Here is a 23,949-nt window from a genome sequence, read left to right on the forward strand (position 1 = left end):
GATCTATTATAGCGATAAGAAAATAGCGCAATAACAAGGCTAAAATTATGATACATAGTTGTTCTATATCAATAATTTTTAACGTCGTTAGTGAGTTATTTAATACGCTAGAATGATCATGTTTTTAATAAAATTGGTATTATACCCATAACTCTGAAATGGGCGTGTCTACACGATAATGGTGACTCAGTTGCGCTTGTAAAAGCTCAGCTGTAGCAAGTGCATCCGTAAGCGCATTATGATTGTGATAAGCCGGTAGAGAATAACGCTCACGACAATCTGTTAATCTGAGCGAGCCTAGCTTGGTATTAAACAAGCGACCTAATAACCCTTGCCTTGCTTTTAGTGCTCTTTTTTCTATTTCCATTGTATCTACCAGTGCAAACTCAATCCCTTCTTTAAGTCTGAGCAATAACGCATTATTTAAAAAGTGGCGCTCTATTGCAGCGTAATGCACCACGACAACTTTCCCACTCAGCGCTTCAAGTAAAGGCTCAATAATTCGATTAAAGTCAGGGGCGTCGTCGACCTCAGAGTGCGTTATGCCATGGATTAAGATCGACTCTTCATGCAGGTTACGCCTAGGTTGAACAACCCAGTGTCGGCTATGTTTACAATAGATACGCTTTAAATTAAACGGCACGAGCCCAACACTTACTATATCGTCGTTTTGGCTATTTAAACCTGTGGTTTCAAAGTCCATTGCTACAAAAGGTACATCTTTTACAGCAGCTTTATCTTGATTATAAGCACCAGCATAAAAGTGTTTTAAAAGTTTATTTTCGGTACTATTGGCAAGATCGTTATATCTAGCTTGCCAATCAAATGCTTTATAATTACGCGGATTCATAGGCTACTTCACACCAGAGTTTGCTGTGTAGCTAAATTTTAAATAACTTTGTGCTTTTTCTAAAATTGCAAATGCCTCTTTTAGGTTTCGCTGTTCGAACGGAGAAAGTAAATGCGGATCTAAGTCATTATCAGGCTCTTCGCCTTTTTCTATTTGCCACGCTTGATGGCGTATTCTCATCATGGCAATGTACTCAAGTGCATCACGTAAATCTTGCGCTTTACCCTGCGGTAAAAGTTTCGCTTCAATAATGTCTTCTAATCGCTCAAACGAGTTTTGTTTACGCGATCCAACAGCTAATGCGTGCACGCGTATAACATCAGAAAGTGGTGCAGTCCCTCTGCGTTTTAAGTTCATTGAACGCTTATGTTGGCCATTATGCTCCATAACAAAGCCTTTAAAAAAGCCAAGTGGAGGTGTTCTGTTGCGTGCATTTGCTGCCATATTTGCTAAAAACACACGATTTACTTTGCTTTGTTTTGCTATAAATATTTTAAGCTCGTCGGCCCATTTAGTTTTCCCCCATACACCGTCTAAATCAAAAAATATTGAGCTGTTAAGCAAGGCTTGTGGCTTTGGCTGGGCTATCCAATCAGCAAATTGATCAAACCATTGTGAGCGAGTTTTACGCCATTTTTTAAACGACGCCATAATTTCTCCATCACAGTAGGTGTAACCACACTGCGCTAAGCCATCACAGACAAAATCGGCAATATTTTGAAAATACGCGTTATGTTTTTCATCGTCGTAACTATCATCTAAAATAAGCGCGTTGTCTTGATCGGTTACAATAAGTTGCTCGTCGCGAGCCATTGAGCCCAGAGCAATAAAACAATAAGGCACAGGAGGCGGGCCAAACTTTTCTTCAGCTAATGCAAGTAATCTTTGTTTAAATGTACGTCCTATAACAGCCATAGCGGTACCAATCATGTGTGAATTGGCATCTTCGTTAACCATACGTACAAATACATTGGGCAATTGGCGTGCATAATGTGCTAAATCCTCAATTGTTTGTTGAGCAAGTATGCCGCGTACAAGTAATAAGCTGCTTTGCGATTCGTAACGTAAAATATCAGAGAGGGAGATAACCCCTATTGGGCGTCTTTTTTGTACTACTGGTAAATGGTGTAAGTTGTCTCTTAGCATGGCCAGTACGGCTTCGAAAATATAGTCATTAGCATCTAAAAGCACTAAGTTAGTTGACATAATCTCTTTTGCTTGTGTGTTAAAAGCAAGTCCTTTAGCCACTACTTTGGAGCGTAAATCCCTATCGGTTATTATACCAACGACTTGTCCATCGTCTTCTTCTGGGTCATCATTTATTGGTTTATTTACATCGGTTACCAACACTGACGATACCGCCTCTTCGGTCATTAATTTAGCGATGTCTTGTACTGTTGAAGTTGCATCTACGGTGACTACATCTCTGTGAATTAATGATTTCACCTTCGCGGTTGTCAGGTCATTGCCATCGGCTTGCTCGACAATAGCTTGATGTAAACGCACGTTACCGTCAGTTTCAAAGTAATCAGCAAACGCATCAAACTCATCACAGTAGCGATTAAACAGCTCAACATTTATGCAGTAAACTAACGTATCTTCAAGAGCAGTTGCAGGAAAACGCACCTTACGGTTCATCAACAAACCCATTTGCCCAAATATACCCGCTGTAGCCAAACGATTGTAAAGCTCGCCATTTCGACGATACATTTCTACAGAGCCACTTCTAATTACGTACAAATCAGCTATGTCTTGGCCAAAACTCAAGATATCTGTTTTTGCTCTAAAATAAGCAACTTCTACTTGTTGAGCTAACTCATTAAGCGCTTTTTGAGGTAAGTCATCAAAAGGAGGGTGTTGTGATAAAAATTGTGCGATTTCAACTTGTTCTGCTTGCATAAATCCCTTCCTGTACGCGCATTAAAATGACTAAATCTGTCTTGCAGATTAACATCATCATTAAGATGTTAAAACAATTACTGCACAATTTTGGGCACAAAAAAAGAGCCTAAATAGACTCTTTAAATGTAATACTTATTGTAAAAATTTATTTACCGCGCTGAGCGTCTTTTTGGGCTTTTTTGGCTTCTTTACGTTGCTGTAAAACAGCTTGTGCCTCATTACCAATATGGCCTTCACCACGCGCTTGCGCTAATTCTATTTGCTTTTGGCGCTCCGCAAAACGTGCGCGTTGCTCGTCTGTCACTTCTTCAATGCAATGATGACAAGAGACGCCTTCCATGTATTCAGGCTTTAATTTTTCGTCTTCTGTAATGGGCATACGGCACGCATGGCATTGATCATAAGAGCCTTTTTGTAAGTCGTGATCAACCGCAACGCGGTTATCAAATACAAAACATTCGCCTTCCCACATGGTTTCTTCTTTTGGCACTTCTTCTAGATATTTTAAAATACCGCCTTCAAGGTGATAAACTTCATCAAAGCCTTGCTCTTTCATGTAGGCTGTCGATTTTTCGCAGCGGATACCCCCCGTACAAAACATCGCTACTTTTTTATGTTTTTGTGGATCTAAGTTTTCTTTAGCCCACTGTGGAAATTCGCGAAAAGTTTTAGTATTTGGATCAACTGCATTTTGAAATGTACCAATTTCAATTTCGTAATCATTACGTGTATCAATCAAAATAACTTCAGGATCAGATATAAGTGCATTCCACTCATTTGGCTTTACATAGCTACCCACAACTTTTAGCGGATCTACGCCTTCAACGCCCATCGTTACAATTTCTTTTTTTAGCTTTACTTTAGTGCGGTAAAACGGGCATTCATCATCGTAAGATTCTTTTGTCACGATGTTTTTTAAATTTGGTTGTTTATCAAGCCATATTAATAAGTTGTCTATCCCTTCACGTTTTGCAGAAACAGTGCCGTTTATACCTTCGGCAGCGAGTAGTAAAGTACCGCGTACTTCATTCGCTTCCATTACTTCAAGCAATGGCTTACGGATAGCTTCAAATTCAGGTAACCCAACAAATTTATACAGCGCGCACACAACAAAGTGATCGCCCGTTACATTATCTTTATGAACAACAGTCATTATATTTCCTATTTTGCCTTGTTAGCCAGTATTGGCGTTTACCGAATCGTAAATCCGGCGCATATGGGGCGCGTATTTTACGCTTTTTTGGATTAATTGCAAAAAATGCTGCTATAGAATGGTTTTTACTGTTAGCACCGCACCTCAGTAAGCTATAATGCGCCAATAAATTTAAAGACTTAATTGCTCATTTTGGAGAAACACACATTGCAGTTTACTGATCTTGGGATTGATACACGCCTTGAAACACAATTAGCACATCAAGGGATCACCCAGCCCACCGATATTCAAGCGCATGCAGTGCCTACCGCACTTGCAGGGCATGACATTTTCGCTCAGTCTAAAACTGGGTCGGGCAAAACCTTAGCGTTTTTACTACCTGCAGTACAACGGGTGATGAAACAAAAGGCACTCAGTAAACGCGATCCTCGTGTACTTATTGTTGCGCCTACACGAGAGCTTGCAACACAAGTGTTCACACAACTTCGCTTATTAATTGCAGGCACAGCGATTAAAGCGGTGAAAATACTTGGCGGAGAAAACTTTAATGATCAAGTTAAAGCACTGCGAAACGATCCACAATTTGTAGTCGCAACTCCAGGTCGTTTAGCGGATCACATTACACAACGCTCATTACAATTAAGCGGACTTGAATTACTTATTTTCGATGAAGCCGATCGTATTTTAGATTTAGGCTTTACCGAACAGTTAAAAATGATTAACGAGCAAGCGAATCACCGTTTACGTCAAACATTACTGTTTTCTGCAACGCTGGATCACGCGCAAGTAGATGCTCTATCTCGTAATTTATTAAAAAAACCAAAGCAAATTACGCTAAGTGCAGCGAATGAGCAGCACAGTGATATCACACAAACACTCTATTTAGCGGATCATCTAGATCACAAAGAGGCATTATTAGAACATTTTTTAAATCAAGATGATGTTGGTCAATGTATTATCTTTACAGCAACGCGCGCTGATACAAGCCGTTTAAGTGAAGCACTTAATGCTAAAGGATTTAAGTCGGTAGCACTTGCTGGTGATTTAACACAAAATAAACGCCTAGATATTATGGACTCGTTTAGTCGTGAGAATTTTAAAATATTGATCACAACGGATGTTGCCTCACGTGGTTTAGATTTGCTCAGCGTAACGCATGTAATTAACTTTGATTTACCAAAACATGCTGAAGAATATGTGCATCGCATTGGACGTACTGGGCGTGCAGGTTTTAAAGGAAGTGCGCTTTCGCTGGTAGGCCCTAAAGATTGGGCTAGCTATTTAGCCATAAAAGCATTTTTAAATGATGAGTTAAATTTTGCCAGCATTGATGGTTTAAAGGCAAAATTTAAAGGGATAAAAGAGAAAAAACCTGAATCTGTATTGAAAAAAGAAAAAACAGTTGTTGCTAAAAAGCCACTATTTAAACGAAAAGCAAAACCTAAAAAACCATCAGCCCCAATTAAAGCACCCATGAATATTGATGGCGATACACCGATGCGCCGTAAAAAAAAGCCTGAGCAGGAATAATTATGAGTTACCTAGGAACAACACAAACCTTATTTGTAAAAGAAGTAAGCAATGAAGGTGCTTACCTTGATGGCCATGATTTAGGTGAAGTATTTTTACCAAAACAAGAAATAAAACATGAGCTTGAAGCTGGCGATAGTATTAGTGTATTTATCTTTTTAGACAATGCTAACTTAGCCACAGCGACAATTAAAAAGCCTCATGCACAAGTAGGTGAATACGCCCTACTACGCGTTAAAGAAATAAACAGTATTGGGGCATTTTTAGATTGGGGGCTTGAAAAAGATGTACTAACCCCGTTTAACGAACAAAAGCCACGCATGCAAGAAGGTCATTCATATTTAGTTCGTTTGTACCTTGATAATGCAAGCCAACGTATTTGTGCATCAAACAATTTTAATCGTTTCCTATCTAAAGATGAGCCGCAATATACACACTTACAAGAAGTGGATTTAATTGTTGCTGGCAAAACAGATATTGGCTATAAGGTATTAATTGAAGAATCGCACTTCGGTGTTGTATTTTACAATATGGTATTTAAAAGCTTATTTGTGGGCCAAAAGCTTAAAGGTTTCATTCAAAAAGTACGTGACGACGGAAAAATTGATGTCGTACTAGAAAAGCCTGGTATGGGAAAAGTAAGCGATCTTGGTGAAACTATTATGCAAAAGCTTAAGAATGAAGGGGGTGTGATCCCACTCGGCGATAAGTCTGATCCTGAAGCAATAAAAAAGATGTTTTCTACCAGTAAGGCTAACTACAAAAAAGCAATTGGTGGACTATTCAAGCAAGAATTAATAGATATTGAAGCAAAGTCAATTCGTTTGAAGTAATTTTTTACTGATAGAAGTTGAGTGGCCAACCACTCAACTTCTATCTTCACTCAATAATAAACTGCCTACTATTAAATTATTCTTTTACTTAGCCCATAATATATTTATACGGTAAGGTGCATTGCGTATATTGCTTTGAATAATCAATAACCTCTTCTTTAGTTTTTAAGTTCAAAGGTGCTAGACGAAAAATCCTACTTTCACAATCAGACTTCCTATCATCATGATTATTAACACATTCACGAGCACTAATATCTTGAGAACTAAGGACATCTTCGTTTTTATAGCACAAGTGGTGTGCATAATCTGCCATAGTCTGTTTGAAATCAAAAATATTAACGGGGTAGCTCGCGATAACATCAGCAACTGTTAAAGCCTCAGAATCTATCTTCCCTGATAAATAATATTTGTTTACTGAGAAAGCCGCAACAGCAAAAATAACCACATAGAATAACAATTTCAAGACAAACCCTCACTACATATAAACAATATTTTGTAATATTAGAACCACATATAGTAAGGATTTTAGCATCAATCAACTATTTTTGTTAATTTAATTAATCGAGCGATTAACATCATTAAGCACTTTTATAGGATCATTCGATTTTGTTATAGGTCGTCCAATAACAAGGTAATCACTTCCAGCATCAATCGCTTGTTTTGGTGTCATGATACGTTTTTGATCTCCTGCATCACTACCTTCCGGGCGAATACCTGGCGTAACCAATTTAAATTTATCACCAAGTTCAACTTTAAGTACTTTCGCCTCTTGTGCTGAACAGACTATGCCATCAAGTCCAGCTTCTTTTGCAAGCCGAGCTAAGTAAATGACTTGTTCCTGCGGGGATTTTTCAATTCCTAAACGTTTGAGTTCTTTTTCGTCCATGCTTGTTAAAACAGTGACAGCAATAAGTAAAGGCGCTTTATCACCAAACTGCTCTAAAGCAAGTTTAGCTTTATGCATCATTTCAAAACCACCTGATGCATGTACATTAACCATCCATACCCCCATTTTTGCTGCTGCAGTGACAGCTTTAGCTACAGTATTAGGAATGTCATGAAATTTTAAATCTAGAAACACATCAAAACCTAAATCAATTAATTCTTTAACAAAAGCAGGACCGAAATAGGTAAACATCTCTTTACCGACTTTAAGACGGCAAGTATCAGGAGAAAGTTGTTTAACAAAATTTAGGGCAATTTGCTGATCATCGTAATCTAATGCAATGAGAATTTTTTTTGAATGTTCGAAAGACATAACTATCCTAATGTATGGCAATAAAGTAATTATATAAATAGATCTAATAAAATAGTTTTAGCGGGTAATTTTGGGTGTCGATAAAGTAAATTTATACAAGCTTACTTTATAAAAATTAAAATCAGTAAACACATGGCTTAATTTGCTAAAATACTCATCTTTTAAATCCGTTATTAAGGGGGTTATTAAAATCCATCTAACCCTCTGCTTGGAACAATGGTTTCCCAATGTTTACAAGAAGGGCAATTCCAATAAATTGTATAGCTAGTAAAGCCGCAATGCTGACATTGAAAATCAGGTTTAGTCGCAATATATGAGGTAACAAGTTTATCAATCTGCTCTAAAACTTCTTTCGTGTTTTTATTTTGATCAGCCATCAATTGTAGCAAAAAACTAAAACCGCGAATTGTTGGTTGTCGTTTTAAACTATCAGTTAAAAACTCAAATGCTTGCTCTGTGAAACCTTGTTCTAATAAAGCCTGACAATGTTTTATTTTTATTAATACGCCGCCTTTTTCTAATAAGTCATTTACTAGCTCATGAAATTGGTGCGTTAGATTTAGTTGTTTGTAACTGTGTGCGAGTCTATCAATAAATAGCGGGGCAAATAACGTAAATTGAGTCACGAGTTCTCGCCAATAATAAATGGCTTTAACGTAATCCTCATTTGTATAAGCAGATAAACCTAATTCGTAAAGAGGACGAACAGCTTTATAATTTAAACTAATCGCTTTTCTCATTAATTGTGGGGTATTATCAGCTAAGGCTGTTTCACAATAAAAATTTGCAATCGCTTTAAATTGTTGTTCTTTTGAAAATAATTCGCTGTGGGCCTCAAACATGTTGATGCCTTTTTCCCATTCACGGGTTTGTGAATATAAAGTAATAATAGGTTCGAGAGCTTCAACATGCCCTGCTTTTACTAACCAAACTAGATGCTTCTCTGCACTGTCAAGCAAGCCTGCCATAATATAATCTTCGGCGAGCTCTAATCTGCTTGTAGCTGCTTGTTGTTCATTTAAGCTTGGATGTTTTAGAAGAAGTTCATGAATTTTTATCGCTCGGTCTAACTCACCTCGACGACGAAACATGGTGGCAAGCGTAGAATAATGTTCAACTGAATCAGCAGAAACTTCGAGTAGATTAATTAGGTGCTCTAACCCTTGATCTTCTTCTCTATCAAGTAAAAATTTTAAACCTTTACTATACTCAGAAGTGATCTGACGGTTAAGTTGATGAGCTTGGTTTTTAGCGCTATTTTTACCCATCACCCAGCCGTAACCGGCTGCTACAGGTAATAATAAAAACAAAAGCTCAATCATGATTAGGTGTCTTTATTAGCAGCAAGCTTTTTTTTATCTTTTTCAGGCGCTAATTGTTTTTTTAACCGATAATTTTGCCATTTTAACTGTGAGAACAATTTAAAACTAATAAAACAACCGATTACAACACCTAACAAAAAGCAGATACTTATGATTACAGCTAAAGGTAATGTATTACTGGCAATTATATAATTAATTTGTACTAACTGTGGATTTTGAGAACCCAATACAAAAGCACTAATAAGGCATAGTGCAACCAGAATAATTTTTAATACCTTAAACAAGTAACTACTCCAATAAATTAGTTAACTAGGCAATACTTTCATTTACGCGGTCGCGTAATTCTTTGCCTGGTTTAAAATGAGGAACATACTTACCGTCTAACTCAACTGTATCGCCAGTCTTAGGATTACGACCTGTGCGAGGAGCGCGGAAATGCAAAGAGAAACTACCAAAACCTCTGATCTCTATACGATCTGAAGTAGATAATGAGCCGGCCATTTGTTCAAGAATTTCTTTTACAGCATTCTCAACATCTTTCACTGGAACGTGCGCGTGTTGTTCCGCAAGTGTTTCAATCAATTCTGACTTAGTCATAGCGTTTCCTTAAAAAGAGATATAGGAAGGGCAAAAAATGCCCTTCCAACTAAAAACTAATTATATATTAGTCTTTTTGTGCATTTGCGAAAGCAGCTGCCATTGCGTTTTCAAACACTGGCTCTTCTTTCTTAAGCTTCTCTATTACTTCTTTCTCTTCTGCTTCGAAAAGAGCTTTAACAGATAAACTTAAAGTGCGGTTCTTGCGATCAACACCAACATATTTCACTTCAATTTCGTCGCCAACAGAAACAACAGTAGTTGCATCTTCAACGCGCTCTTGAGCGATATCAGCTACACGAATGTAACCTTCAACGCCTTCGATAAGTTCAACAGTTGCGCCTTTAGCATCAACTTCAGTCACTTTACCCTTAACAATAGCACCTTTTTTGTTTGCATCAAGGTAGTTATTGAATGGGTCAGCTTCGATTTGTTTAACACCTAGAGAGATACGTTCACGCTCTGGGTCAACTTGTAATACGATAGCAGTGATTTCGTCGCCTTTCTTGAATTCACGTACAGCGTCTTCGCCAGGTGTATTCCAAGAAATGTCTGAAAGGTGTACAAGACCGTCAATACCACCGTCAAGACCGATAAAGATACCGAAGTCAGTGATTGATTTGATCTTACCAGTAACTTGATCGCCTTTGTTTTGTAGACGAGCAAATTCCTGCCAAGGATTAGCAATACATTGCTTAAGACCAAGAGAAATACGACGACGTTCTTCGTCAATTTCTAGAACCATAACTTCAACAGTATCACCTAGTGATACAACTTTTGAAGGATGGATGTTCTTGTTAGTCCAATCCATTTCAGAAACGTGTACTAGACCTTCAACGCCTTCTTCGATTTCCACGAAACAGCCGTAATCAGTAAGGTTAGTAACACGACCAGAAAGTTTAGAACCTTCTGGGTAACGACCAGCGATAGCTGCCCATGGATCTTCACCAAGCTGTTTAAGGCCTAGAGATACACGAGTTTTATCTTTGTCGAATTTAAGAACTTTAACTGCGATTTCGTCGCCAACATTAACGATTTCTGAAGGATGCTTAACACGCTTCCACGCCATATCAGTAATGTGTAGTAGACCATCAACACCACCAAGATCAACGAATGCACCGTAGTCAGTAAGGTTCTTAACGATACCTTTAACTTCTTGGCCTTCAACAAGGTTAGCAAGAAGCTCTTCACGTTCTTGTGAGTTTTCAGATTCGATAACTGCACGACGTGAAACAACAACATTGTTACGTTTTTGATCAAGCTTGATTACTTTAAATTCAAGCTCTTTGCCTTCAAGGTGGGTTGTGTCACGTACTGGACGAACATCAACAAGTGAACCAGGTAGGAAAGCACGGATTGAATCAACTTCAACAGTGAAACCGCCTTTAACTTTACCGTTGATAACACCAGTAACAGTCTCTTGCTCTTCACATGCTTTCTCAAGACGGATCCACGCTTCGTGACGCTTCGCTTTCTCACGAGAAAGGATAGTTTCACCGAAACCGTCTTCAATTGCATCTAGTGCAACATCTACTTCGTCGCCTACAGCAACTTCAAGTTCACCAGCAGCATTTTTGAACTGCTCTGCAGGGATAGCACTTTCTGATTTAAGACCAGCATCTACAAGTACAATGTTATTCTCGATAGAGATTACTGTACCTTTAACGATAGAGCCTTGCTCTGCTTCAAAACCCTTTAAGCTTTCTTCAAATAACTGCGCAAAATTTTCTGACATACGAATATACGTCTCATATATTAATACCAATAAGCAACCATGCTGCATGGGGTTGTTAAAATAGCACTGGCATCCTGCTGGTGCATAAAATGTGTTTTAGCTTCGTTTAGGAAGCTTACCTTCAGAGATGGCAATATCTAATAAAGTTATAACTTTATCAAACACTTGCTGAGCATTGAGTTCGCTAGTATCGAGCTCTATGGCATCCTCCGCAGGTACAAGCGGCGCAACCGCACGATTCATATCGCGCTCATCACGATCTTGAATGTCTTGTAATAGACCACTCAGTGTAACATCAAGACCGCGCGTATTCAACTCAACAAAACGTCTGCGCGCACGCTCTTGTGCACTTGCTGTTAAATAAATTTTTAACGGTGCATCTTGAAAAACCACAGTGCCCATATCACGACCATCGGCAATTAAGCCATTTTCACTGCGAAATGCACGCTGGCGGCGCAATAATGCTTCACGAACACGAGGTAACGCAGCTACTTTTGACGCAGCTGACCCGACTTCTTCATTACGAATAGTGGTTGTTACATCTTCGCCTTCTAAAATAACTTTTCCAGCATTAGTTTGGCTATCCACCAAAAACTGTACATCTAAGTTTGCAGCGAGCGGCACAAGTGCCTCTTCATTGTCTAATGCTATTTGATGATGAAGTGCTGCAAGGGATAATACGCGATAAATTGCACCGCTATCCAATACATCCCATCCCAACTTTTCGGCTAACAAGCGACAAACAGTTCCTTTACCTGAACCACTTGGGCCATCAACGGTGATCACGGGCATTAATAACGCCTGCATTTAAACCTCCTGCAATGCACACCTAAATAAACCGCGATATTATACGTCAGTTATTAAAATATATCTGCTATTAGTGTGTAACTTTTTATAAATAGTTATAACAGTCCTATTCACTCACTGATGCTAATACATTGAAAAATGTAGGAAATGTTTTATAGGTACACCTCGGATCATTAATCGTTATAGGCTTTCCACCAACGGCTACCATAGCAAAACACATTGCAATGCGGTGATCATCGTAAGTGTCTATTGCTACATCGTTGAAGTGTTTAGGCGGTGTAATTTCTATAAAGTCGTGTCCCTCTACTACCTCAGCACCAACCTTTCTAAGCTCAGTTGCCATTGCGTGTAGCCTGTCTGTTTCTTTTACACGCCAGTTATAAATATTACGGATAGCAGTTGGACCTTTTGCAAAAAGCGCCACTGTTGCAAGAGTCATAGCAGCATCAGGAATTGCATTGGCGTCAATATCTACGCCTTTTAGCTCGCCTTTACGTACAACAAGTCGCTCATCATACCAATCGATTTTGGCACCGACTTGCTCCATGACTTTAGCAAAACCAATATCCCCTTGGACCGATTTAGCACCTACTCCTTTAATTTCAATTTCGCCACCAGCAATCGCTGCTGCTGCCACGAAATAAGAAGCAGAAGATGCATCGCCTTCAACCATAATACGTTCAAGCGATTGATACTGTTGACCACCTTTAACTTTAAACGTTGCATAATCACTGTGTTCAACATTCACACCAAAACGTGCCATTACATCAAGGGTAATATCAATATAAGGCTTAGAGACTAACGTCCCTTTAATTGTAATTTGTGTATCACCATTAAATAACGGTGCAGCCATTAACAAAGCGGTCAAAAACTGACTTGAAATACTGCCATCAATTTCAACATCACCACCTTTTATTTGACCACCTACAATTTTAAGTGGTGGGTAGTCTTTGTGTTTTGTATAAGTAACATCACCACCAAGCGCTTGTAGAGCATCAACCAAGTGCCCTATCGGACGCTCTTCCATACGTGGCTCGCCAATTAGCTCATACTCACCAGCAACGGCAGCAAGCACAGCGGTTAATGGTCGATAAGCAGTACCTGCATTACCCAAAAACAACGGCTCACTAGGCGTTTTAAGTACACCACCAACGCCTTCAACCGTTGCAACTGTTCGCTCATTGTTTAAAGTAACATTTACACCTAATAACTTTAAAGCGCCCAACATATGACGAATATCATCACTATCGAGCAAATTTTCAACAACGGTTGTACCATTTGCAAGTGCTGCAAGTAACAAAATACGGTTAGATAAACTTTTTGAGCCTGGTAATGTCACGCTGCCGTTTACACGAGAAATAGGGTCTAAACGAAGTTGCTCCATTAACTGTGCTCCTTTGCAAATGCGTCCATAAAACTAACAAGTGCTTGAACACCCTCTAGTGGCATCGCATTATAAATACTCGCGCGCATACCGCCTACAATTCGATGCCCTTCAAGTGCAAGCAAACCCGCATCATTAGATTGAGCTACAAACTTATCATTTAAGCTTTCATCAACAAGCCAAAATGGAACGTTCATACGTGAACGACAATGCTTAGCGACTTTATTTGTATAAAAGCTCGATCCATCAATAAAATCATAAAGTAGCTGCGCTTTAGCTATGTTCTGAACTTCCATGGCTTTTACGCCACCATTTAGCTCTAACCATTCAAATACTTCAGCCGCTAAGTACCACGCAAAGGTGGGAGGTGTATTAAACATGCTGCCTTGTTTTGCTTCTAAGGCGTAATCTAAAATACCGGGTTTAGGAAGACCTTCACGCTCAAGTAATGTTTTACGAACAATAACAATCGAAATGCCCGATGGGCCTATGTTTTTTTGTGCGCCGGCATAAATTAAGTCAAATTTATTTACGTCTATTTCGCGCGATAAAATAGTCGATGACATATCAGCAACAATTGGTGCAGTTGGATGACTCGGCACATCAAAAATCTCTAGGCCATCTACCGTTTCGTTAGGGCAATAGTGAATGTAAGATACATCTTCAGGTAAAACCCAATCAGCAACCTGTTTAATAGAAAAATCACCATTTACATCGTTACGAACATCAATTGAAAGCGTTTTGGTAAACTTGTTAGCTTCATCCGTTGCGCTTTTTGACCACACGCCATTTTCGCAATAAACAGCAGTTTTGCCATCTTGGTGTAAATTTAATGGCACGGCGCTAAACTGGCCACGACCACCACCGTGCATAAATAGCACTTCGTATTCGTCACTAATGTTCATCAAGCGTCTAAGGCTTGCCTCACATTTTGCAGTTAATGCTAAAAACTCTTTGCTGCGATGGCTCATTTCCATTACAGAGACACCTAGGTCTTGCCAATCTAGAAACTCTTTTTGCGCTTTTTTCATAACCGCTTGCGGTAGCATAGCCGGTCCCGCACAAAAATTATATTTACTCATTACCTTTGCCTCATTCCAGTAATTTAACGACTAAGCATGAACCTATAATATCCATCCACTCAATCTCACGATTTTAATGAATAAATATAATTTCATACACTATTAATTTTTTTCAACAACATTAAAAAAAGCGGCCAAGGCCGCTTTTTCAATCTCAATTATTCTGAAGGAGGATTATCATCCGCTACTTCATCAACAACTGTATCTACTGTTTCAACGTCTTCAATATCAACCAAGTCACTTTGAGTAACTTCAATCTCTTCTATACGTTGTAAACCAACTACTTGCTCTTCGTCAATAGTTCTGATCAAAATAACACCTTGGGTGTTACGTCCAACCGTAGAAACTTCATTAACGCGAGTACGTACTAAGGTACCACGATTTGAAATAATCATTATTTCATCGTTGTCATCAACTTGCACAGCACCAACAACAGCACCGTTACGTTCACTCACCTTAATTGATACAACACCTTGTGTTGCACGGCTCTTAGATGGGTAATCTTCAAGTTGTGTACGCTTACCGTAACCATTTTCAGTTACCGTTAAAATAGCACCGTCAGTTTTTGGTACAATCAACGATACTACGCGTTGCTCGTCTGGCATTTTAATACCACGAACACCTGTAGCAGTACGACCCATAGGGCGAACACCTTTGAAACGAATCTCAGGGTTACCTTCTTCATCTAATACTGGGTTACCGTTTTCATCAACAACTGTTGTTTCTTCAGCTTCTTTAAAGCGCACAACTTTACCTGCATCAGTGAACAACATAATTTCGTTGCTACCATCGGTAATATCAACCCCAATCAAGCTATCGCCATCATTTAAGTTAACAGCAATAATACCGCTTGCACGTTGACGACTGTAAGCCGTTAATGGTGTTTTCTTAACTGTACCAAATGCTGTTGCCATAAAGATGTATTTATCTTCTGCGTACTCGCGTACTGGCAATATAGCGGTAATACGTTCATCTGCTTCAAGTGGTAACAAGTTAACAATTGGTTTACCGCGCGCTGCACGACTTGCCAGTGGTAACTGATATACTTTAAGCCAATATAAACGACCGGCTGTAGAGAAGCATAAAATAGTATCGTGCGTATTTGCAACGAGCAGACGTTCAATGAAATCTTCATCTTTCATCTTCGTTGCTGACTTACCTTTACCACCACGACGTTGTGCTTCGTAATCAGACAATGCCTGATATTTCACATAACCTTCGTGAGAAAGTGTGACGACGACGTCTTCTTCCGTAATTAAGTCTTCAAGGCTGATATCGTGAGCTGCGGCATTAATTTCTGTACGACGTTCATCGCCGTATTGTGCTTTAATTTCAACTAACTCATCACGAATAACTTCCATTAAACGCTCTGGTGTTGCCAAAATATATAAAAGCTCAGCAATTAAATCTAATAACGTTTGGTATTCACTTATAATTTTTTCGTGTTCAAGACCTGTAAGCTTATGTAAGCGTAAATCTAAAATAGCTTGGGCTTGTTGCTCAGATATAAAGTACTGACCATCACGAATACCTAAATCGGCAGCAAGCCAATCTGGGCGTGCAACATTATCTTCGCCTGTTTTTTCAAGCATAGATTTAACATTGCCTAATTCCCACGAACGTTCTGTTAGAGCAATTTTAGCTTCTGCAGGTGTAGGTGAGTTACGAATAAGTTCGATAATAGGGTCAATGTTTGCAAGTGCAATCGCTAAGCCTTCTAGCATGTGTGCACGGTCGCGCGCTTTACGTAAATCAAAAACAGTACGGCGAGTTACTACTTCACGACGGTGAATAATAAACTCTTCAAGCATTTCTTTTAGATTAAAACACTTAGGTTGGTTATTAATTAAAGCAACCATGTTCATGCCAAATACAGTTTGTAACTGAGTTTGTGCATATAAGTTATTTAAAATAACTTCGCCTACGTCACCACGTTTGATCTCAATAACGATACGCATACCGTCTTTATCGGATTCATCACGAAGTGCACTAATGCCTTCAATTTTTTTATCTTTAACAAGCTCGGCAATTTTTTCAATTAGACGTGCTTTATTAACTTGATAGGGAATTTCGTGCACTATAATTGTTTCACGACCGGTTTTTTCGTCTGTTTCAATCTCTGCACGTGCACGCATGTACACTTTACCACGGCCAGTTTGGTAGGCTTGCTCTATGCCTTTTTTACCGTTGATAATCGCAGCCGTAGGGAAATCAGGACCAGGAATGTAATCCATTAACTCAGTAATCGTTAAATCAGGATTCAAAATAAGTGCTAAACACCCATTCACAACTTCAGTTAGATTGTGAGGTGGTATATTTGTTGCCATACCCACCGCAATACCTGACGAGCCGTTTACTAATAAGTTAGGAACTTTTGTTGGTAAAACGTCTGGGATTTGCTCTGTGCCATCGTAGTTAGGAACGAAATCAACCGTTTCTTTGTCAAGATCGGCTAATAATTCATGCGACATTTTTGCCATACGTACTTCTGTATAACGCATTGCTGCTGCTGAATCACCATCAACCGAACCGAAGTTACCTTGACCATCGACTAACATGTAACGAAGTGAAAATGGCTGCGCCATACGTACTATCGTGTCATAAACTGCACTATCGCCGTGTGGATGGTACTTACCGATTACGTCACCGACAACACGTGCCGATTTTTTGTAAGGCTTATTCCAATCATTACTAAGCTCGTTCATTGCAAACAAAACGCGGCGGTGAACAGGTTTTAAACCATCACGTACGTCTGGTAATGCACGTCCTACAATTACGCTCATCGCGTAATCTAAGTAGGAGTTTTTTAACTCGTCTTCAATATTGACCGGCTGAATGCCATGGGCGAAATCAGTCATTGATATCACATTCCTTCAGTATTTACTCTCAACAACCCAGTATTAGGCATCAAGAGTATTTGTTATTATTACTAACAGCCATGCTATCACAATTAATTTTAATTTACAGGCGCAAAACTTTGCGATTTATCAATTTTGCCCTATATAATGGCCTCAGATTGACGAGGAAGTATTTTATGACCGAACATCAAAATGTAGATCACGCAGAAATAGCAAAATTTGAAGCCATCGCAGAGCGTTGGTGGGATTTAGAGGGAGAGTTTAAACCTCTTCACGAAATTAACCCGTTACGTTTAGACTTTATAGCGCATAAAACCCAAGGTCTATTTGATAAAGACACACTCGATGTTGGCTGTGGCGGCGGTATTTTAAGCCAAAGTATGGCGCGTATGGGTGCAAAAGTAACGGGTATCGATATGGGCCAAGAGCCCTTGACTGTTGCTAAATTGCATAGTCTAGAAACCGGTGTAAATGTAGAATACATTAAAGTGCCTGCAGAAGAGTTTGCAACACAGCACCCAGAGCGCTTTGATGTGATCACCTGCATGGAAATGCTAGAGCACGTTCCCGACCCAGCATCTATCATTCATGCCGTAGCAGCACTTGCAAAACCTGGCGCAGATGTGTTTTTTTCAACTTTGAACAAAACACCTAAGGCCTACTTATATGCCATTGTTGGCGCCGAAAAACTGCTGAAAATGGTGCCTGAGGGTACACATGACCATAAAAAGTTTATAAAACCTGCGCAACTGATTGCATGGGCTGAGCAAGCGGGTTTAAAAGTACGTGCAAGTGCGGGGTTATCATATAATCCATTATCAAAACAATATACGCTTAACACAGATGTAAGCGTAAATTACATTCTGCATTTTGAGAAGTTAGCCTAATGGCGAACTCTCATTCACCTCATATAGAGTACGACGCATTTTTATTTGATTTAGATGGCACCCTACTAGATACCGCCGACGACTTAGGTGCCGCGCTAAATGCGGTACTTCGCGCACAACAAATAGATGAAGTAACAAGCGATGTATACCGTCTCGCAGCCTCTAATGGAGCGGGTGCACTGTTAGCAGCCGGCTTTAAAGATAAATGGCCTGAGCAGCCACAGGCAGAACTCATACAACAATTGCTTGATGAATACGCGACTAACATAGCAAAACACACCACGTGTTTTAAAGGCGTAGAATCTTTACTTATCGCGCTTGATCAAAAAAAGATCAAATGGGGGATCATGACTAACAAACCTGGATTTTTAACCGATCCTTTGGTGGCAGCAATCCCCGCTTTAAAAAACGCCAGCGTAGTCATAAGTGGCGATACCTTGGCGGAGGCCAAACCATCACCACTACCACTACTACATTGTGCAAAGCTTATTGCAGTAAAACCAAACCGTTGCTTATACATTGGTGATGCACAGCGTGATATACAGGCAGGTAAAGCTGCAGGTATGCACACCGCCACGGCACTTTGGGGTTACATACCCAACAATGAAGAAGCATTAAGCTGGAAAGCTGATTTTAACTGGCAAAGTCCAATTGATGGTTTTAACCATATATAGTGCCATGTTAATTTATAAACACTATATATTGTGATTTAGTCAGTTTTTAGTCAAAGTCTGCTGATAAAAAACTCAGTTACAATTTATTTTTTAAAAGCGCAAATTTAGTAGATCATTAGTTGATTTTTAGAAATTTCAACTTCACCTAATGATCAAAGGTTAATGCTTACTAACACAAGTGTGTTATCCCAAAGTTATCCACAAATAGGGGCAATTATGTCCCTTGCAAAACGACTCAGACCACACTATCTTGTGATCTCTAAATTGAATAACACCAGATATTGTGGCCAAATGTTATTCAATTAAATTCATCAATTTGATGAAACTTATAATAAATGAGTGCTCCTGCTGTAATTTAAGGAGTACAACATTGGTCAAAATACTAAATCCCCAAGGAATACAGGCAAAGCTATGAACCAACTGTTATCTGTAAGCAAACGTGACGGCCGTAAAGAGCCACTTGATCTTGATAAGATCCATCGCGTTATTGAATGGGCCGCCGAAGGTTTAAATAACGTCTCGGTTTCACAAGTTGAATTAAAATCTCACATTCAATTTTACGATGGTATCCGCACTAAAGACATCCACGAAACCATTATTAAAGCTGCCGCAGATCAGATTTCAAAAGAATCGCCAGATTATCAGTACCTATCAGCGCGTTTAGCTGTATTTCATTTACGTAAAAAAGCGTATGGCCAATTTGAGCCACCGCGTTTATTTGATCACGTCACTAAAATGGTTGGCGATAAGCGCTACGATGCACATTTACTTGCTGATTACACAGAGCAAGAATTTGATGAACTAGATGAATACCTTGATCACTCACGCGATCTAAACTTTAGTTACGCGGCTGTTAAGCAACTTGAAGGTAAATACCTCGTTCAAAACCGTGTAACGGGCGAGATATACGAAAGCGCGCAATTTTTATATATTTTAGTCGCCGCAAGTCTATTTGCAGACTACCCACGTGAAACACGCGTTTCGTACATTAAGCGTTTTTACGATGCCGTATCGTTGTTCAAAATTTCATTACCCACGCCTATTATGGCAGGTGTACGTACTCCTACTCGTCAGTTTAGCTCATGTGTATTAATAGAGTGTGGTGATAGCCTTGATTCAATCAATGCAACATCCTCTGCCATTGTTAAGTACGTATCACAACGTGCAGGTATTGGTATAAATGCAGGTCGAATTCGTGCGCTAGGTAGCCATATTCGCAATGGTGAAGCGTATCACACTGGCTGTATTCCTTTTTATAAGCACTTTCAAACGGCTGTTAAAAGCTGTTCGCAAGGTGGTGTACGTGGAGGCGCTGCAACATTATTCTACCCGCTTTGGCACTTAGAAGTAGAAAACCTACTGGTCCTTAAAAATAACCGTGGTGTAGATGACAACCGTGTTCGTCACCTAGATTACGGCGTACAATTTAATAAATTAATGTATTCTCGTTTAATTAAAGACGATTACATTACGTTATTTAGCCCATCAGATGTGCCAGGCCTTTATGATGCATTTTTTGAAGACCAAGCAGAATTTGATGCGCTTTACGTCAAGTACGAACAAGACGAGTCTATTCGTAAAAAACGTATCAAAGCCATTGAGCTTTTCTCTATGTTTGCCCAAGAGCGTGCAAGTACAGGCCGTATTTACTTACAAAATGTGGATCACTGTAATACACACAGCCCGTTCATTGCTAAAGTTGCGCCTATTCGCCAATCTAACTTATGTTTAGAAATTGCATTACCAACCAAGCCACTTAATAACGTAAATGACGAAGAAGGCGAAATTGCCCTTTGTACACTGTCTGCGTTTAACTTAGGTGCAATAGAATCACTTGATGAGCTTGAAGAGCTAGCTGAGCTTGCGGTGCGTGCCCTTGATAACTTACTTGATTTCCAAGACTACCCAGTACCGGCTGCTAAAAATGCAACTATGGGTCGTCGAACGTTAGGAATAGGTGTCATTAACTACGCATATTACCTAGCTAAAAACGGTAAACGTTATTCTGATGGCAGCGCAAATGCACTGACTCACAAAACATTTGAAGCGATTCAATATTACCTAATGAAGGCATCTAACGAACTTGCTAAAGAGCGTGGTGCATGTCCTAAATTTAACGAAACAACGTACTCACAAGGTATAATGCCAACCGATACGTATAAACGTGATTTAGATAAAATTTGTGATGAGCCACTTCATCTTGATTGGGATACACTACGTGCAAATATTAAAGAGCACGGTATGCGTAACTCAACACTAAGTGCGTTAATGCCATCAGAAACATCGTCGCAAATCTCTAATGCAACAAATGGTATTGAGCCACCACGTGGCCATATTAGCGTTAAAGCAAGTAAAGACGGCATTTTAAAACAAGTGGTACCTGAGTACGAACGTTTAAAAGATAACTACGAATTACTGTGGGATATCCCATCAAACGATGGTTACTTACAACTTGTGGGCATAATGCAAAAATTTGTTGACCAAACAATCTCAGCAAACACAAATTATGATCCAAACAAGTTCGAAGGCGGTAAAGTACCTATGCAAGTCTTATTAAAAGACTTACTAAGCGCGTACAAACTAGGTGTTAAAACCTTGTATTACCACAATACACGCGATGGTGCCTCAGATTCACAAGAAGATACTCCTGACGTGGAAGATGACGATTGTGAAGGCGGCGCGTGTAAAATATAACTGCTGATTTTAATTTTAAGCGGGCATCTAGCCCGCTTTTTCTGATAGTTTTTTGAGTGATAAACATGTCTTATACTACTTTTAGCCGAAACCATAATAACCAAATGCAAGAGCCAATGTTTTTTGGCCAAACTGTAAACGTATCTCGTTACGATCAACAAAAGTACCCTATTTTTGAAAAATTAATCGAGAAGCAACTATCTTTCTTTTGGCGTCCTGAGGAAGTAGATGTAAGTAAAGACCGTTTAGACTTTCAAGCGTTACCCGATCACGAAAAGCATATATTTTTAAGTAACCTAAAATACCAAACTTTGCTTGATAGTGTGCAAGGGCGTTCGCCAAACGTAGCCCTACTGCCTATCGTATCGCTACCAGAGCTTGAAACATGGATAGAAACATGGGCGTTTAGTGAAACAATTCATAGCCGCTCGTACACGCATATTATTCGTAACGTAACGCAAGCGCCTGAACTTATTTTTGATGACATTGTTAGTAACGATAAGATTAGTGAACGTGCCGATGCGGTAACAAAATACTACGATGACTTAATTAACTCTGTATCTCTTTATAATTTATACGGTGAAGGTAAGCACGTTATTAACGGCAAAGCCGTTGTTGTTAACTTGTTCGAACTTAAAAAGAAACTTTACCTTGCAATGATGTCGGTAAATATTCTTGAAGCGATTCGCTTTTATGTCAGCTTTGCATGTTCGTTTGCGTTTGCTGAGCGTGAGCTGATGGAAGGCAACGCTAAAATCATCAAGCTTATTGCGCGCGATGAAGCACTGCACCTTTCGGGCACTCAGCATATTCTAAACATTATGCAAGATGGTAAAGACGACCCAGAAATGGCGATTGTTGCAGCCCAATGCCGCGACGAAGCAATCAAAATGTTTGTAGAAGCCGCAGAGCAAGAGAAAGAATGGGCAGAATACCTATTCAAAGACGGCTCAATGATTGGTTTAAATAAACATATTCTATGTCAGTACGTTGAATACATCACCAATGCGCGTATGACTGCGATTGGTTTACCAGCACAATTTGAAAACAACAGTAACCCTATTCCGTGGATAAACTCATGGCTTGTTTCTGATAACGTTCAGGTTGCACCGCAAGAAGCCGAAATAAGCTCATACCTTGTTGGTCAAATAGACTCTCAAGTTGATGCATCAGAATTTGGTGACTTTGATTTATAATGAGTGACAGTACAACTGCAAGTATAACACTTGCACAAAGCAGCCAGCGTATAGAATTTAATACTGGCTGCCCTTCTCTTTTACACTGCTTAGAATCTAAAAAAATAGACGTTGCATTTCAATGCCGTGAAGGCTATTGCGGTGCGTGCAGGGCTATTTTGGTGTCCGGTAACGTTGAATATAATGAAGAGCCACTAGCGTTTGTCCGCGAAGGCGAGATCCTCCTATGCTGCTGTAAACCCAACGGTAATATAAGCATTAACTTAAAGTAATATCAATTCGCTTAATTAAGTGGTCTACTTTGAGGTAAGGAAGTCATGTCAACAACAAGGCTGAAATTTTAACGCCGTTAGCGTCAGGCTTTATTTCTCTAATTGATTGCGAATTGGTATACGTTAACCAGTACTAAGTGATACCTATCTGCTTAGATATGGGAGTTTAACGTTAAATTGTTCAAATACTCATTCAAAATAATATGAATACCCCCTCCAGAAAAGTTAAATAACCTGAACTCTGGTGAAGATATTTACTAATACATTGAGCCATAATGATATTTAAATTTATTTTTCTCTAGGGCCTTATATGGACTCTCCGTAAATGTCAAAAAGAAAAAGTTAAAATAAATTTAGATGCTAGCTTATATACGGGCTCAAATTGAGGTGCTACCTCTGGCCTCTTATGTATTCGCACCTTCATGACTTTTCTGTTGCGGAGTTTTTCAAGTTAGTTGTCGCATCAAGTTAAATTTTATGCCGCCCGCACTTCTTCTTTTTTCTCCGGATTTAAATTTACTTCATTGATCATTGTCCAATCTCTAGACTTTCCTGACCAACGACTTGGATTCTGTAATTTCGCCATTTCATTTACCTGATGACGTTTCGCTAGTATCGCTTTATCTAACCCTAAATGACGCTGATTTGGCGTGACAAACTTAATACCGCTGTGTAAGTGTTCATCGTTGTACCAATTTACAAACCCGTTACCCATTTCCTTGCGCTCGCGATATCTTCAAAGGCTTTTTCAGGGTATTCCGGGCGATACTTTAACGTCTTGAATAACGATTCAGAATAAGGGTTATCATTACTCACAGACGGTCGGCTAAATGAAGGAACAATACCTAACTCCTGCAATGTCGCTAATAACGTTGCCCCTTTCATTGGACTGCCATTATACTATTGAAATCTTAC

20 protein-coding genes and 1 pseudogene are annotated in these 23,949 nt (G+C 39.3%); 7 read left to right on the forward strand and 14 right to left on the reverse strand.

All coding sequences use genetic code 11. The features are described 5' to 3' along the window. Positions 1-139: 139 nt before the first annotated feature. The 3 genes from CWB66_RS07665 to trhO all read right to left on the reverse strand — a co-directional run bounded on the left by CWB66_RS07665 (position 140) and on the right by trhO (position 3,905). Positions 140-850, reverse strand: coding sequence for a 3'-5' exonuclease (locus CWB66_RS07665; protein ID WP_138584901.1), 711 nt, complete (start codon positions 848-850; stop codon positions 140-142). Between the two features lie 3 nt (positions 851-853). Continuing rightward, positions 854-2,749 carry a DUF294 nucleotidyltransferase-like domain-containing protein gene (locus CWB66_RS07670; RefSeq protein WP_138584902.1) on the reverse strand — a complete coding sequence of 632 codons (1,896 nt, stop codon included), beginning with the start codon at positions 2,747-2,749 and terminating at the stop codon, positions 854-856. A 148-nt stretch (positions 2,750-2,897) separates the two neighbouring features. Continuing rightward, on the reverse strand, positions 2,898-3,905 hold the full coding sequence (gene trhO, locus CWB66_RS07675; protein WP_138584903.1) for an oxygen-dependent tRNA uridine(34) hydroxylase TrhO: 1,008 nt from the start codon (positions 3,903-3,905) through the stop codon (positions 2,898-2,900). A 207-nt stretch (positions 3,906-4,112) separates the two neighbouring features. On the opposite strand from trhO, the gene CWB66_RS07680 reads away from it, so the two are divergent. Both CWB66_RS07680 and CWB66_RS07685 read left to right on the forward strand, forming a co-directional pair. Next, on the forward strand, positions 4,113-5,435 hold the full coding sequence (locus CWB66_RS07680; protein WP_077537958.1) for a DEAD/DEAH box helicase: 1,323 nt from the start codon (positions 4,113-4,115) through the stop codon (positions 5,433-5,435). Positions 5,436-5,437: 2 nt separating this feature from the next. Beyond that, positions 5,438-6,268, forward strand: coding sequence for a CvfB family protein (locus CWB66_RS07685; RefSeq protein ID WP_077537959.1), 831 nt, complete (start codon positions 5,438-5,440; stop codon positions 6,266-6,268). Positions 6,269-6,356: 88 nt separating this feature from the next. Here the strand turns inward: CWB66_RS07685 and CWB66_RS07690 are convergent, their stop codons facing one another. The 10 genes from CWB66_RS07690 to gyrA form a co-directional block, all read right to left on the reverse strand. Further along, complete coding sequence (locus CWB66_RS07690; RefSeq protein ID WP_138584904.1) at positions 6,357-6,731, reverse strand: hypothetical protein; 375 nt, start codon at positions 6,729-6,731, stop codon at positions 6,357-6,359. A 90-nt stretch (positions 6,732-6,821) separates the two neighbouring features. After that, a complete protein-coding gene (gene pyrF / locus CWB66_RS07695) occupies positions 6,822-7,526 on the reverse strand; it encodes an orotidine-5'-phosphate decarboxylase (protein ID WP_138584905.1) in 705 nt (234 codons plus the stop codon). A gap of 185 nt (positions 7,527-7,711) precedes the next feature. Continuing rightward, positions 7,712-8,848, reverse strand: coding sequence for a lipopolysaccharide assembly protein LapB (gene lapB, locus CWB66_RS07700; RefSeq protein ID WP_138584906.1), 1,137 nt, complete (start codon positions 8,846-8,848; stop codon positions 7,712-7,714). 2 nt (positions 8,849-8,850) lie between these two features. Further along, complete coding sequence (locus CWB66_RS07705; RefSeq protein ID WP_024612800.1) at positions 8,851-9,132, reverse strand: lipopolysaccharide assembly protein LapA domain-containing protein; 282 nt, start codon at positions 9,130-9,132, stop codon at positions 8,851-8,853. 25 nt (positions 9,133-9,157) lie between these two features. Next, positions 9,158-9,445, reverse strand: a complete 288-nt coding sequence (gene ihfB, locus CWB66_RS07710; protein WP_138584907.1) for an integration host factor subunit beta — start codon at positions 9,443-9,445, stop codon at positions 9,158-9,160. A 67-nt stretch (positions 9,446-9,512) separates the two neighbouring features. Next, positions 9,513-11,180 carry a 30S ribosomal protein S1 gene (gene rpsA / locus CWB66_RS07715; RefSeq protein ID WP_077539018.1) on the reverse strand — a complete coding sequence of 556 codons (1,668 nt, stop codon included), beginning with the start codon at positions 11,178-11,180 and terminating at the stop codon, positions 9,513-9,515. A gap of 96 nt (positions 11,181-11,276) precedes the next feature. Beyond that, on the reverse strand, positions 11,277-11,987 hold the full coding sequence (gene cmk / locus CWB66_RS07720) for a (d)CMP kinase (protein ID WP_138584908.1): 711 nt from the start codon (positions 11,985-11,987) through the stop codon (positions 11,277-11,279). A 106-nt stretch (positions 11,988-12,093) separates the two neighbouring features. After that, positions 12,094-13,371 (reverse strand): 3-phosphoshikimate 1-carboxyvinyltransferase, encoded by a 1,278-nt coding sequence (gene aroA, locus CWB66_RS07725; protein WP_138584909.1) that lies wholly within the window; start codon positions 13,369-13,371, stop codon positions 12,094-12,096. Continuing rightward, a complete protein-coding gene (gene serC / locus CWB66_RS07730; protein WP_138584910.1) occupies positions 13,371-14,453 on the reverse strand; it encodes a 3-phosphoserine/phosphohydroxythreonine transaminase in 1,083 nt (360 codons plus the stop codon). The genes aroA and serC overlap by 1 nt, the downstream gene beginning before the upstream one ends. Positions 14,454-14,611: 158 nt before the next feature. Further along, the gene (gene gyrA / locus CWB66_RS07735) at positions 14,612-17,311 is read right to left on the reverse strand and encodes a DNA gyrase subunit A (RefSeq protein WP_138584911.1); all 2,700 of its coding nucleotides are present in this window, start codon (positions 17,309-17,311) and stop codon (positions 14,612-14,614) included. A 176-nt stretch (positions 17,312-17,487) separates the two neighbouring features. On the opposite strand from gyrA, the gene ubiG reads away from it, so the two are divergent. From ubiG to yfaE, 5 genes are all read left to right on the forward strand, one after another. After that, positions 17,488-18,198 carry a bifunctional 2-polyprenyl-6-hydroxyphenol methylase/3-demethylubiquinol 3-O-methyltransferase UbiG gene (gene ubiG / locus CWB66_RS07740; RefSeq protein WP_077537967.1) on the forward strand — a complete coding sequence of 237 codons (711 nt, stop codon included), beginning with the start codon at positions 17,488-17,490 and terminating at the stop codon, positions 18,196-18,198. Next, on the forward strand, positions 18,198-18,872 hold the full coding sequence (locus CWB66_RS07745; RefSeq protein ID WP_138584912.1) for an HAD family hydrolase: 675 nt from the start codon (positions 18,198-18,200) through the stop codon (positions 18,870-18,872). Before ubiG ends, CWB66_RS07745 begins: the two co-directional genes overlap by 1 nt. A 411-nt stretch (positions 18,873-19,283) precedes the next feature. Continuing rightward, positions 19,284-21,566 (forward strand): class 1a ribonucleoside-diphosphate reductase subunit alpha, encoded by a 2,283-nt coding sequence (gene nrdA, locus CWB66_RS07750; protein ID WP_138584913.1) that lies wholly within the window; start codon positions 19,284-19,286, stop codon positions 21,564-21,566. Between the two features lie 65 nt (positions 21,567-21,631). Then, positions 21,632-22,762 (forward strand): class Ia ribonucleoside-diphosphate reductase subunit beta, encoded by a 1,131-nt coding sequence (nrdB, locus tag CWB66_RS07755; RefSeq protein WP_138584914.1) that lies wholly within the window; start codon positions 21,632-21,634, stop codon positions 22,760-22,762. Continuing rightward, positions 22,762-23,034, forward strand: a complete 273-nt coding sequence (yfaE, locus tag CWB66_RS07760; protein WP_077537971.1) for a class I ribonucleotide reductase maintenance protein YfaE — start codon at positions 22,762-22,764, stop codon at positions 23,032-23,034. The genes nrdB and yfaE overlap by 1 nt, the downstream gene beginning before the upstream one ends. Positions 23,035-23,509: 475 nt before the next feature. On the opposite strand, the pseudogene CWB66_RS22640 reads toward yfaE, so the two are convergent. Then, positions 23,510-23,931 (reverse strand): annotated as a pseudogene (locus tag CWB66_RS22640) (transposase); the annotation flags it as partial. Positions 23,932-23,949: the final 18 nt, after the last annotated feature.

This window comes from Pseudoalteromonas sp. S558, from assembly GCF_005886635.1.
Taxonomy (GTDB): Bacteria; Pseudomonadota; Gammaproteobacteria; order Enterobacterales; family Alteromonadaceae; genus Pseudoalteromonas; species Pseudoalteromonas aliena.

What these genes read in the sequence shown, in the direction of transcription:
- gyrA (WP_138584911.1), bottom strand. Translation starts at nt 17,311, where the DNA reads ATGACTGATTTCGCCCATGGCATTCAGCCGGTCAATATTGAAGACGAG.
- trhO (WP_138584903.1), bottom strand. Translation starts at nt 3,905, where the DNA reads ATGACTGTTGTTCATAAAGATAATGTAACGGGCGATCACTTTGTTGTG.
- pyrF (WP_138584905.1), bottom strand. Translation starts at nt 7,526, where the DNA reads ATGTCTTTCGAACATTCAAAAAAAATTCTCATTGCATTAGATTACGAT.
- cmk (WP_138584908.1), bottom strand. Translation starts at nt 11,987, where the DNA reads ATGCAGGCGTTATTAATGCCCGTGATCACCGTTGATGGCCCAAGTGGT.
- aroA (WP_138584909.1), bottom strand. Translation starts at nt 13,371, where the DNA reads ATGGAGCAACTTCGTTTAGACCCTATTTCTCGTGTAAACGGCAGCGTG.
- CWB66_RS07670 (WP_138584902.1), bottom strand. Translation starts at nt 2,749, where the DNA reads ATGCAAGCAGAACAAGTTGAAATCGCACAATTTTTATCACAACACCCT.
- ihfB (WP_138584907.1), bottom strand. Translation starts at nt 9,445, where the DNA reads ATGACTAAGTCAGAATTGATTGAAACACTTGCGGAACAACACGCGCAC.
- CWB66_RS07745 (WP_138584912.1), top strand. Translation starts at nt 18,198, where the DNA reads ATGGCGAACTCTCATTCACCTCATATAGAGTACGACGCATTTTTATTT.
- rpsA (WP_077539018.1), bottom strand. Translation starts at nt 11,180, where the DNA reads ATGTCAGAAAATTTTGCGCAGTTATTTGAAGAAAGCTTAAAGGGTTTT.
- lapB (WP_138584906.1), bottom strand. Translation starts at nt 8,848, where the DNA reads ATGATTGAGCTTTTGTTTTTATTATTACCTGTAGCAGCCGGTTACGGC.
- nrdB (WP_138584914.1), top strand. Translation starts at nt 21,632, where the DNA reads ATGTCTTATACTACTTTTAGCCGAAACCATAATAACCAAATGCAAGAG.
- serC (WP_138584910.1), bottom strand. Translation starts at nt 14,453, where the DNA reads ATGAGTAAATATAATTTTTGTGCGGGACCGGCTATGCTACCGCAAGCG.
- CWB66_RS07665 (WP_138584901.1), bottom strand. Translation starts at nt 850, where the DNA reads ATGAATCCGCGTAATTATAAAGCATTTGATTGGCAAGCTAGATATAAC.
- ubiG (WP_077537967.1), top strand. Translation starts at nt 17,488, where the DNA reads ATGACCGAACATCAAAATGTAGATCACGCAGAAATAGCAAAATTTGAA.
- nrdA (WP_138584913.1), top strand. Translation starts at nt 19,284, where the DNA reads ATGAACCAACTGTTATCTGTAAGCAAACGTGACGGCCGTAAAGAGCCA.
- yfaE (WP_077537971.1), top strand. Translation starts at nt 22,762, where the DNA reads ATGAGTGACAGTACAACTGCAAGTATAACACTTGCACAAAGCAGCCAG.
- CWB66_RS07685 (WP_077537959.1), top strand. Translation starts at nt 5,438, where the DNA reads ATGAGTTACCTAGGAACAACACAAACCTTATTTGTAAAAGAAGTAAGC.